Genomic DNA, 11,041 nt, shown 5'->3' on the forward strand with positions numbered 1-11,041 from the left:
AAGGGGTGGGCGCGAAGACGGATCTCGGCGTGCCCGCGCGGGCGGCGACCTCGACACCCGCCGGTAACCAGTCGCAGACGGGTGGTGCAGCGTTACGCGCTTCCCGGACGGCACGTTAGCCTTCGGTGTGCTGCTTTCCGACCGCGATATCCGTGCCGAAGTGTCCACCGGCAACCTCGGCATCGAGCCGTTCGATGCCTCGATGGTGCAACCGTCGAGTGTCGATGTGCGGCTCGACAAGCTGTTCAGGGTGTTCGACAACACTCGCTACACCCACATCGATCCATCGAAGCGGCAGGACGAGTTGACGACGCTCGTCGAGCCGGCCGAGGGCGAGCCGTTCGTGCTGCACCCGGGCGAGTTCGTGCTCGGTTCGACCCTGGAGCTGACGACGCTGCCTGACTACCTCGCCGGACGACTGGAGGGCAAGAGCTCGCTCGGCCGTCTCGGGCTGCTGACACACTCGACGGCAGGATTCATCGATCCGGGGTTCAGCGGTCACATCACGCTCGAGCTGTCGAACGTCGCGAATCTGCCCATCACGTTGTGGCCGGGCATGAAGATCGGGCAGCTGTGCTTGTTCCGGCTGTCCAGCCCCGCGGAGAACCCGTACGGAAGCGCGTCCGTGGGGTCGAAATATCAAGGTCAGCGGGGTCCGACGCCGTCGAAGGCCTACCTCAACTTCGTGCAGTCCCCGGTCGACTGAACCGCACCCGAGGTCGGTTTATCGGTTGGAAACCTGCGTTGTGCCGGTTTTTCCGCTAGCCTTGCGTAGCAACCGTGTGGGTCGGGGCATACATGGAGCGAGGTTTTTCGATGACCGCCGTATTCGGCGCATCCCTCGGCGTGAGTGGCATTCACGGGCTTTCGGTGGAATCGACCAGTACTCCACCGACGAGCACCGAGATGTTCGCCGACCTTCCGGCCGCGTCGCAGAACTACTGGAAGGCCGTCACCGCGACGGTGAAGGACATGGCGGGACAGACGCCCTCTCCCGTACTGGCGCTGCGCGACAAGAATCCGACCGAGGCGTACGGCGTCGAGTACGTGGACGGTCTTGCACTCGTGTCCGACCTCGGTGCGCAGATCGGTGCACTGCAGGAAACCGGCCTGCTCGTCGACGAGAAGACCGTTGCGTTGTTCGACGTCGGCGCCGGCGGCGTCACCGTGTCCATCGTCGACGTCGCGTCGGGCCACGTACACGTCTCACGTCGCACCACCGTGTTGTCCGGCGATGCCTGCGACGCGGCCCTCGTGCGGTTTCTGCTCGAGCGGTACGGCTTCGGCCGTCCGTTGGCTCCCGACGTGCAGGAAACGTTCGTGGAGAGCGTGTGCGCGGGCAAGGAGCGACTGTCGCGTTTCAGCGCGGTCGACATCGACGGCCCGCTGTCGGGCGGCGCGGTCACGGTGCATCGCAGAGAGTTGGACGACCTCATCCGTGACGACGTCTACGACGCCGTCACGCTCGCCGAAGCGATGATCGCCGCGAATGCTCGCGTCGACGCACTCTTCGCGGTCGGCGGCGGCGCCGGCATGCAGATCGTCCGTCAATCGCTGTTCGACGCGGTGTCGGTGCCCGTGTTCGTGCCCGTCGATCCACAGCTGCTCGCTGCACGAGGTGCCGCAGGCGCCGCGGGCAGGCTCGTCGTCGGTGGTAGCGGGACGTCGGCCGGACGCCCGCGGCACAGCGACTCGTCGTCGAGGCATCGGGGCAGGCTGAAGAAGTCCCGCTATCTCGGTGGTGTGGTCGCGCTCGTGGTCGCAGGCGGAGTGGCCGCGTCCGCCGGTGCAGTGTCGAGGGATGCGGATCAGGCTGGCGGCGACGGCAACCCGTCCCGTGCCGTGTTCACCTCTCCGACGCACGTTCCGGCCGGATGATCGATCGATGTTCATCCGAATCGGGCACACTGGTTGGTATGGCTTCGATTCAGACCGAACGTGAAGACAAGTTCGACGCGGATGCGGACTTCGTTTTTCCCTCCTTGACCGATCTGGCCCCGAAGGGCGGTTCGATCGACGTATCGGAAGTGCAGTTGGTCAGTAGTTACTACGACACTGCCGACCTGGATCTTCTGCGGCGAGGCATCACGCTTCGTCGTCGCCGGGGAGATGCCGATACCGGGTGGCACGCGAAGGTCCCGGCGGACAAGGCCCGCACCGAGATTCGGCTCCCGCTCGGAACCGGTGAGGACGCGGTGGTTCCTGACGAGCTCGCAGACCTTCTCGTCGGCGCCGCCCTCGGCAAGCCGCTGGTACCCGTCGCGACGCTCACGTCGTTGCGCCGCGTTCATGTCGTCACCGGTGCCGGTGGGGCGGTACTCGCCGAGGTCGCCGACGATTCGGTCAGCGCCGACGTCCCAGGAGCGCCGGGGAGCGTCTGGCGTGAGCTCGAAGTCGAACTGGGGCCTGCCGGGTCGGAGAAAACTCTCGACAAGGCCGCGAAGGTCCTGAAGTCCGCAGGCGCCACGCGATCGGCCAGTTCGTCGAAACTGCACCGCGCGTTGACGACTCGGCCGGCCCGGCCGTCGTCGACACCGATCGGCGTGGTCGCGGCCTACCTCGACGAGCAGGCGCAGGCCATCTTCGCCGGCGACGTCTATCTGCGACGCGGTCTCGACCCCATTCATTCGACGCGTGTGGCGATCCGGCGTTACCGCAGCACGCTCCGTGTGTTCGCGGATCTGTTCGACGACGAGCAAGCCGAACGTTTCGACGAGGAACTGTCCTGGTATGCAGGGCTTCTCGGTGAGGTTCGTGACCGGCAGGTTCAACGAGCCCGATTCTCCGCCGCGGTGCACGCGCTCCCCGAAGAACTGGTGCTGGGCCCGGTCGCGTCGCGCATCGAGAACGACCTGCTGGCCGAGCAGATTCGTTCTCGTGCGATCGTGACCACCGAGCTCGACGGCGACCGCTACCGCGACCTGCTCACTACCCTGACGGCATGGTCGCAGAAGCTTCCGTTGGTCGACGGAGCCGAGGACGTCGGCGAGAAGTCTCTGACCAAGTTGGCGCGGAAAGCGTCCAAGAAGGTCGGCAGGCGTATCGATCAGGCCATCGAACTGGGTGACGACGAAGCGCTGCACAAGGCGCGCAAAGCGGCGAAGCGCGCCCGGTACGCCGCCGAGCTCATGCAGCCGATCCTCGGCAAGAAGGACGCCAAGGCCGAGATCAAGAAGTTCAAGCACGTCCAGGAGGTGCTGGGCGAGCATCAGGATTCGGTCGTCGCTGCGCAGACACTGCAGAAACTCGGCCGCGTCGCCGGTGTCACGCCGGGTGAGAACGGATTCACCTTCGGGTTGCTCTATGCCCGGGAAATGCAGGCAGCCGAGGCGGCCCGGGCCGAGGTGTCGGATTTGTCCCTCTGACTGTCCCTCGAACCGGGCACAGCGGTAACCTGACGCACGAGAAACCGACCGGAATCCCCGGTCGGCCGTCGAGCGTAGGGAGCCGTGACAGAAGTGCGTATTGCGCTGGGCGTACACGTGAGCACCTACGAGGTCACCGCGTCGCTCGTCGAGACCGGCACGCCGGAGCAGGGCCCGATCGCCACGCGAACGGTTCCGGTTGCTGCAGCGCCGGGTGGGATCGCCGGTGCGGTGTCGACTGCGCTCGGCTTCATGTCGGTTCAGGCGCGGCAGCACGACGTGGCCCTCGTCGGCGCTGCCGTCGTGTGCGAGAACTCGCTGCAACGTGAGATCGTCGCCGACGCGTTGGCCGAGACCGAGCCCGATCCGGTGCTCGTCGTCGACATCTTTGACGAGCGACTGACCGATGCCTTCTCGTCCGACGTCGCCGCGGCGTTGCTCGTCGGTGAAGTCGACGTCGTCGCGCCCAGGCCCGGTGCCCTGCCTGGGGCTCGCCGGACTGCCTGGCCGGTCGCGGCCGCCGCCGCGTGCGTGCTGGCTGCGCTCGGCGGTGTCACCGCATGGGCGATGACGTCGTCGCCGACGCCCCATCACGCGCCCGTTCCCGTCGAGATGGTGCATCCCACGAACGCGGTGACGATGACGGTCGAACCCCTCGAGCCCGTCGAGCCCGAGGCCGTGATCCCTGGTCCGCCCGTACCTGTCGAAATCGGCACGGCCACAACGATTTCCGTTACGAGGGACGCTGTCGCCCCTGCGCCCGTCGTCCCTCCTCGCCCGGTGTCGACGCAGACGCAGCAGCCGGGGCCGGTTGCCTCGACGACCTCGCGGACGACTCAGGCTCCCGAGCTGACGACGACCACGCCGCCGCCGGTCACGACGACCACGCCGCCGGATATCAGCACCACCACTGCGGAGCCGTCGACGAGCGGCAATGGGTGAACTGCGAAAAACAAACCGAAAGATCGCAAAACTGTAGTTCGACCTACCTCGAGACTTGTTTGCCGCTAGTATCTGCTGGTCGGATTGGGGTGACCTGAAGTCGAGGTAGTCATGAATGCGGTGCTGGGTGTCTCGGTGGGAACGTCGACGGCACGCGCAACTGCACTCGACGTCGCCGACGATTCGGTGACGTCGGCCAGTGTCGCGCGCTCGTTCGAGCCGGCCGATTACGTCAGCGCCGCCCTTGACCTTCTCGACTCGATGGCCTTGTCGCAGCGCGTCGACGGGGAGGACGTCGTGCTCGCCGTTCCGGACGATCCCGCGTCGCGGATGCGTACGTCGGCGTATTCGATGCACCGGTCCGAGCGCTGCATGGTGGTGTCGGAGCTCGGCGCGCAGTTGCGTTTTCTTCGCGGGACCGGCGAGCTCGACGGTCTTCGTACCGTCGCGATCTGCGATATCGGTGCGTCCGGTACGACGGTGTCGGTCGTGGACCCGTCGTCGGGACAGGTGTTCGGTTCGGCACGGACTTCGCTGTTCGGTGGCGCCGTGTGTGACGACGCGGTGCGCGACTATCTGCTCGAGACCTACGGCGCCGACGAACTCGTGTCGACCGCAGCTCTCGACGCTCTCACGACTGCGGTCCGCTATGCGCGCGAACAGCTGTCGAGCTTGCGGGTGGCGGAGGTGTCGGGTCCGTTCGTCGGTGGTCCGGTTCGGTTGTGGCGCAACTCTTTCGACGACATCATCGACCGATCCATCCGTTCGATCGAGGACTGGACGGCGAGCATCATCGTCGACGCGCCGAGGGCCGTCGGCGCGCTCGCCCTCGTCGGGGGGTGCGCACATATTCCGTCGCTGCGGCGCGTTCTTCGTCGGGATCTCAAGCTGCCCGTTCTCGCGCCGTCGCTCCCCGAATCGTTGACGGCGCACGGGGCTGCGCTGCTTGCCGCCGATGCAGTGCGACGTCGGCCGCCGCAGCCGTTCGCCGCCGTGACCACGATTTCGCCGCCGCGATTCGACCCGATGGCGCGCGATCGATCGGCGTAGAACTGTGGGGAGCAATCATGCGCTCCCACCGTTCCTATGACGTTCCACAAGCTCTCCGTCCCCTGTGGAACCCGTCGCGGAGAGACCGGTAGGTTTTCTGGAATGAGCGACAGCGAGTCAACAGTGGCAGGGGTCGATCCGGCTGAGCACGCGCGGGCAATGGTGGGCCAGCACTACAGAACCGACGACTACTACGAGGTCGGACGCGAGAAAGTTCGCGAATACGCGCGCGCAGTGCAGGATTTCAATCCGGCCCACTGGGACGGTGACGCAGCCAAGGCGCTCGGGCACACCGGGGTCGTCGCACCTCTCACGTTCATCTCGTTGGTCGGCACTCTCGCGCAGCGTCGGCTGCTCGAGAAGATCGCCGTCGGATTCGATCTGAGTCAGATGCTGCAGACCGATCAGGTTCTGCAATTCCATCAGCCGATCGTCGCCGGTGATCAGCTGTACTGCGACGTCTCGCTCGACTCCTACAAGGAAGTCATGGGCAAGGACATGATGGTCACCAAGAACATCGTGTCCAATCAACGCAACGAGCTCGTCCAGACCACGTACACTACGCTGCTCATCGGCCGTGAGGGTGACGTCGACAGCGGCATCGTCGAGGCGGCCGAGAACCTCGTCATGCACGGCGCGACGACGTCGGCCGCTCGGGCCAAAGCGGCCGACCATGCCGAGGAACAGGTCGAGCACCCGCCGCTCGAGATCGTCGAGCACCATGCCCAGCCTGGGGTGAAGTTCGACGACGTCGCCGTCGGGGACACGCTGCCCGGCCGTACCGTCCTGTTGACTCGCGGTGACCTCGTCAACTACGCGGGCGTTGCCGGAGACGCCAACCCGATCCACTGGAGCGAACAGTTCGCCAAGCTCATCGACCTCGACGACGTTCTCGCACACGGAATGTTGACGATGGGACTGGGCGGCGGATACATCACCTCGTGGATCGGTGACCCGGGTGCGGTCAAGGACTACACCGTCAGGTTCACCGCACCGATTCCCGTCGGCCCGCACAAGGCCGCCGAGATCGAGTTCAGCGGCAAGATCAAATCACTCGACGCCGACAGCCGCACTGCCGTCGTCGCGCTCGGTGCGACGTTCGAGGGGAAGCGAATCTTCGGGCACCGCGCCACTGCCACGGTTCAGCTCGGTTAGCCCGTCGTCGACGGCGGTGCCGCGCAGGTTGCAGCGAACGCGCACGGTGCAACCTGCGCACCGGCTGAAACCTGCGCAAGGACGCGGCGAAACGGACCGACTCGCCGTCGTCAGGAGCCCTGCACCACAGCGAACGACGGTTTCCGGCTGAAGTCGCTCCGCAGCAGACCGTAGTTCTGCTCCGCATCGAACGCGTCGGTTCCTGAGTCGCGCAGCGAGTGAACGAACACCGGCCCCACGTACGGAAGGGTCGACGCCCGTGCCAGGCTGCTTCCGATGATCGCGGCTTGCGCGTCCTCGGTCACCGCCATCGGACCGTTCCCGGTCGGCGCACCGAGCTCGGTGATCCAGATCTTCTTGCCACCGTCGCCGTTGGCTTTCATGATGCCGTGGGCCTGGTCGACCTGCGCCCACTGGCCGTTGGGGTCGTTCTCGACGGTGAACGGAAAAGTGTAGGGATGCATGGCAAGTGCGTCCATGAACCCTGCGGCGCCTGCCGCGTACATCTGCTGCAGGAACGTCACCGGAGCCACGGTCCAGCCGCCGGTGTCGATCGTCGTAGCGAGCCCACCACCGATCACGGTCGCGCCGGGATCGCCCGCGTGGATCGCCGGGTAGGCGGCACGCAGCAGACCGACGTAGCGCGACGCGTCCACGGGTGCGAAGAACGACGGGATGTTCGGCTCGTTCCATACCTCGTAGGTGTCGACGCGATCGCCCAGATGCGTCGCCGCAGCGCCGGAGAATGCACCGAAGGTGTTCGGATCGACGGGAACGGCACCCGGCAGAATGCTCGGGATCGGACCCTGCGCCCACGCCGGTGTTCCCGCCAGCACCGCCAGCACCGAATATCCCTGTGCCCGAGCCGCATCGACGACGCGGTCGGTGTTGCTCCAGTCGAACACGCCGGGCGCGGTCTCGACCGCAGCCCAGTTGACGACGATACGCACCCACGATGCACCGACCTCCCGGCCGGCGACGAGCTCGTTGTTCAGGGTCGCGTCGTCGAGAAGCACGAACGGTGCACCGCTGCTGAAACCGAGTCCCGACGGCGGGGCAGCCTGCGCAGTGGGCATGGACAGTCCGAGCGCAACAGCTGCGGCAGCAGCGACGGTGAGCAGGCGTCGTGTCAGCATGGCGTGATCCTAGGTGTTATCGGAGCGGTGCGCCGATCAACGATGCGACGGTCGTGTGCGGGATGCGTTCTTCCCAGCGGGCCGCGTTGAGTTCGTAGATCCGCTCTCCTGCTTTGACGGCGGCGTTGCGGTCGAGGAGGTAGCGACGGCATTCGGCGACGAAGTGCTCGGGGTCGTCGAACGTGGGCAGTTCGAACACCGGGCCGAGCGATCCGACGGCAGCCGAGGTTCCGACGACGGGGAGTCCTTTGCTGGCCGCGTCGAGAATCTTCACACGCACTCCGCCGCCCGTGGCGACGGGTGCGATCAGTGCGCGGCACGTACCGAGGAACTCCTGCAGGTCGTCCACGAAGCCGAGGTCACGGACGCCGGGAGGATACACGGGATCGACTGCGCCCGTTGCCTTTGCGCCGATGATGCACAGTTCGGCGTCGTCGATGCCGTCCGAGATTCGGGGCCAGTACTCGAGCGCGATCTTGAACGCTTCCTGGTTCGGTGGCCAGTCGCGCGTGCCCATGAAGACGAGACGGTTCGCGGTTTCGGTGAGGTCGAGCTTGGGCGTCGGCTCCAGCGTCAGATCGATCCACCGAGCGTCTCGGACGCCGTTGCTGCGGTACATGTCTGCCTCGTCGGCGTCGTAGGTTCCGACGGCATCGGCTGCACGAGCGACGCGAATCTCGTCGCGCAGGATGCGCGGCGCCTCGATTCGTCCGGTGAGCCCACGCGTCACCTTCCACACCTGGGACTCGGTGTTGACCGTGTTGATGACGAACGGCGAACCGAATTTGGCGGAGCGGATGAACGGCTCGGCCATGTAACTGTGTTCGGCCACATACACATCCGAGCGGGACGCCTCGATTGCGTGCACGAAGGCGTCGACGTCGTAGCGGCCGTGCACGACACTGCGCGTGGGACGCACCGATTTCAGCAGCAGCTTCGCGTCGACACGTGGCTTGAGGACTCGGGTGACGTCGGGATCGGGCGACGGTTCGGTCTCTTTGGACAAGCACAGCGACCGCACCTCGAACGCTTCACGGGCGAGCTGCATCATCAAGCGCGACAACGCGATATCACCGCCGTGCTCGGTGATCGGGTCCTTCGACAGCAGGAACGTCGCACGCCTCACGAGGCCACCTCTTCCTTGGCGGGTTCACGGTAGAGAGCCCGCGTGAACCACACGAGCAGAACTGCATCGGTGACGACCGATGCAAGAGCGGCGCCGACGGCACCGAGCGGGAACAGGCACAGAATCAGCACCATCTTCAGCGGCGCGAGTACCGCCGCGGCCAGAACGCGGGTGCGGTCGCGATGCTGCAGACAGAGCACCGTCGTGAACACGTAGTTCATCACGCGCATGACGACGAAGAACGACATGACGACCAATGCTCCGGCGACCTGCGACGGCGCGGGCGTGAAGAACAGGACGACACCGGCGATCAGCAGCAAAGAACCTGCGACGCAGCCGAGTACGACGGTGTGCTTCAACGCGGGGCCTGCCGTGACGCGGCCGTCGGCGAGGCGCAGTTTCTCGTGGAACGTGTGGCCGAACGACTGGCCGACGAACGCGACGGCCCATGCCGTCACCGAGGCGACCGAGTAGTAGCCGGCGATGGTGCTGTCGGTGAGGTAGCCGAGCAGCAGCACGTCGCCCTGGATGTAGACGGCGTTGGCGAGGTTCTCGGAGAACAACATCGAGATTTCGCGCCACGACCCGGGCAGGAGTGGCCGTGCGACACGTGTCTGGACGAGTGCGACGAAGGCGATGACGAAATACGGTGCGACGTAGAGCAGACTCGCGACGAGCAGGGTCGGCTCGGACACGGCGAACAGGTATGCCGTCGCCAAGGAGATGCTCGACGCCTGACGCACGGTGTCCATCCGCTGGGTGACGTCGGGGTGGCCGTCGCGTAGAGCTCTCGATTTGTATGCATTGAAGGTCATTTCGCCGCCCGCGACGACGAGGGCGAACCACGCGACGTAGTTCACGTCGATCAGGCACAGTCCGACGGCGATCAGCGCGACACCGATCAGTGCACGGGTGGTGCGCTCGCCGAGGTAGTCGGTTTCGTCGACGCGGATGGACCGAACGCCGAACGGATGATCCAGTGGCGCAGCGATTATCGCGGCGAGCGCGAACGCCATGGCGTAGTGGCCGTAGTCGGCGATACCGAGCTGCGCGATCAGTGCGACGGTCCACAGCAGTCCGATGCCGCGCCCGCCGTACGTCCAGAGTGCGGCGACACCGGCTTTGATCAGGTTCGCGTTCACCTGGACCACTCCGCCAGGAAGTCCTGCACGACGAGTTCAGCGGTGTTGGCTCGGCGCAGCGTCTCGACCTCGAGCCGGAGCGTGCGGAGCGCGACGGGGTCGGTGACCAGATCACGCGCTGCGTCGGCGACGTCGGCGATTCCTCCGTCGACGACCACTGCGCCGCCGTCGGATTCGGACAAGGCACCGTATTTCAGGCAGACGATCGGGGTCTGGTACGCGATGGCCCGCGTGACGACGGACGACGCGGGGAACGCGTCGCCGTAGATGGTGCGTTTGCCGTACGGGACGACGAGTGCACGAATGGATGCGAAGAACGCGTCCTCGTCCGCGTCGTTGACTTCGCCGACGATCTCGACGCCGTCGACGGCTGGAAGCTGGTCGGTGCCGCGGCCTGCGACGCGAATCGCGATCTCACGCGGCAACCGGTCACGGAGGCTCTGGATCTGTTCGAAACCCTTGCCGCGGTACACGAGTCCGAACAGTCCGACCGCGAGAGGGCGATCCTCCGCCGGTGGAAGATCCGGACGGTCCGGCACGAAGATCGTGCTCGCTCTGGCCGTGGCCCGTGGGTATTCGGCGTTCAGGGAGTCGGCGCCTGCCTTGGTCAGCGCGAACAGGGTGCGGTCAGCCGCGACACGGCGTTCGAGCGTGCGCCACAGCGAGCGAAACGGGTAGTGCAGACCGTGATTGAGGACCTTCCGGCCGGCCAGGAGCTTGGTGCGTGCAGGCCACCAGACGAGCCCGGGCGGGTCGTGGACCGTCGCGGTCACCGGTGGTGCCCCGGCGAGCCGATGCGTCGCCCAGAACGGGACGACGGACCCGCCGCTGAGCTCACAGTGCACGATGGTGCGGCCGGGGTCGACGAGCGCGGCGACGGCCTTGCGGTGGGCGAGAATGTCACGCACCGAATCGCTGCCCGGCCCGTCGTGGCGGTACTCGACGACCTCGCCGAAGTGCGGACGCACGGCGGCCGCGAAGTCGTCGGAGTAGTCACCGACGCCGCCCACGCCGGAGCGCGGGGCGACGTAGACGAGTCTCTGGTCGCGGAGGATCAACGGGGCGGGCTCCTTCGGAGCACGTGCACGAAAATACGTAGCGGACTATGTATTTCCGTGCACATGG

At 66.1% G+C, this 11,041-nt stretch carries 10 protein-coding genes; 6 read left to right on the top strand and 4 right to left on the bottom strand.

All coding sequences use genetic code 11. The features are described from left to right. Positions 1–127: 127 nt before the first annotated feature. The 6 genes from dcd (at position 128) to A3K89_RS05035 (ending at position 6,512) form a co-directional block, all read left to right on the top strand. Positions 128–706 (top strand): dCTP deaminase, encoded by a 579-nt coding sequence (gene dcd / locus A3K89_RS05010; RefSeq protein ID WP_068422760.1) that lies wholly within the window; start codon positions 128–130, stop codon positions 704–706. A 110-nt stretch (positions 707–816) separates the two neighbouring features. Continuing rightward, positions 817–1,878 carry an Hsp70 family protein gene (locus A3K89_RS05015; protein WP_167674235.1) on the top strand — a complete coding sequence of 354 codons (1,062 nt, stop codon included), beginning with the start codon at positions 817–819 and terminating at the stop codon, positions 1,876–1,878. Positions 1,879–1,916: 38 nt separating this feature from the next. Beyond that, complete coding sequence (locus A3K89_RS05020; RefSeq protein WP_068422765.1) at positions 1,917–3,365, top strand: CYTH and CHAD domain-containing protein; 1,449 nt, start codon at positions 1,917–1,919, stop codon at positions 3,363–3,365. A gap of 84 nt (positions 3,366–3,449) precedes the next feature. After that, positions 3,450–4,307, top strand: a complete 858-nt coding sequence (locus tag A3K89_RS05025) for a hypothetical protein (RefSeq protein ID WP_254303427.1) — start codon at positions 3,450–3,452, stop codon at positions 4,305–4,307. 111 nt (positions 4,308–4,418) lie between these two features. Continuing rightward, positions 4,419–5,357 carry an Hsp70 family protein gene (locus A3K89_RS05030; protein ID WP_157105240.1) on the top strand — a complete coding sequence of 313 codons (939 nt, stop codon included), beginning with the start codon at positions 4,419–4,421 and terminating at the stop codon, positions 5,355–5,357. Positions 5,358–5,459: 102 nt separating this feature from the next. After that, positions 5,460–6,512: a fused (3R)-hydroxyacyl-ACP dehydratase subunits HadA/HadB gene (locus A3K89_RS05035; RefSeq protein WP_068422770.1), complete on the top strand. Its 1,053-nt coding sequence runs from the start codon at positions 5,460–5,462 to the stop codon at positions 6,510–6,512. A gap of 110 nt (positions 6,513–6,622) precedes the next feature. On the opposite strand, the gene A3K89_RS05040 is transcribed toward A3K89_RS05035, so the two are convergent. Genes A3K89_RS05040 through A3K89_RS05055 form a run of 4 tightly spaced genes read right to left on the bottom strand, consistent with a single transcriptional unit; the run spans position 6,623 to position 10,974 of the window. Further along, positions 6,623–7,648, bottom strand: coding sequence for a beta-galactosidase (locus tag A3K89_RS05040; RefSeq protein ID WP_068422773.1), 1,026 nt, complete (start codon positions 7,646–7,648; stop codon positions 6,623–6,625). A 16-nt stretch (positions 7,649–7,664) separates the two neighbouring features. Next, positions 7,665–8,774, bottom strand: coding sequence for a glycosyltransferase (locus A3K89_RS05045; RefSeq protein WP_068422775.1), 1,110 nt, complete (start codon positions 8,772–8,774; stop codon positions 7,665–7,667). After that, positions 8,771–9,916, bottom strand: a complete 1,146-nt coding sequence (locus tag A3K89_RS05050) for a lipopolysaccharide biosynthesis protein (protein ID WP_068422999.1) — start codon at positions 9,914–9,916, stop codon at positions 8,771–8,773. Before A3K89_RS05050 ends, A3K89_RS05045 begins: the two co-directional genes overlap by 4 nt. Next, positions 9,913–10,974 carry a glycosyltransferase gene (locus A3K89_RS05055; RefSeq protein ID WP_254303428.1) on the bottom strand — a complete coding sequence of 354 codons (1,062 nt, stop codon included), beginning with the start codon at positions 10,972–10,974 and terminating at the stop codon, positions 9,913–9,915. The genes A3K89_RS05050 and A3K89_RS05055 overlap by 4 nt, the downstream gene beginning before the upstream one ends. Between the last annotated feature and the right edge of the window lie 67 nt (positions 10,975–11,041).

The sequence above is a fragment of the Rhodococcoides kyotonense genome, from assembly GCF_001645385.1.
Taxonomy (GTDB): Bacteria; Actinomycetota; Actinomycetes; order Mycobacteriales; family Mycobacteriaceae; genus Rhodococcoides; species Rhodococcoides kyotonensis_B.

Bases quoted from the DNA above. Each gene is read 5' to 3' on its own strand.
- A3K89_RS05015 (WP_167674235.1), top strand. From the start codon at position 817: ATGACCGCCGTATTCGGCGCATCCCTCGGCGTGAGTGGCATTCACGGG.
- A3K89_RS05035 (WP_068422770.1), top strand. From the start codon at position 5,460: ATGAGCGACAGCGAGTCAACAGTGGCAGGGGTCGATCCGGCTGAGCAC.
- A3K89_RS05040 (WP_068422773.1), bottom strand. From the start codon at position 7,648: ATGCTGACACGACGCCTGCTCACCGTCGCTGCTGCCGCAGCTGTTGCG.
- A3K89_RS05030 (WP_157105240.1), top strand. From the start codon at position 4,419: ATGAATGCGGTGCTGGGTGTCTCGGTGGGAACGTCGACGGCACGCGCA.
- A3K89_RS05020 (WP_068422765.1), top strand. From the start codon at position 1,917: ATGGCTTCGATTCAGACCGAACGTGAAGACAAGTTCGACGCGGATGCG.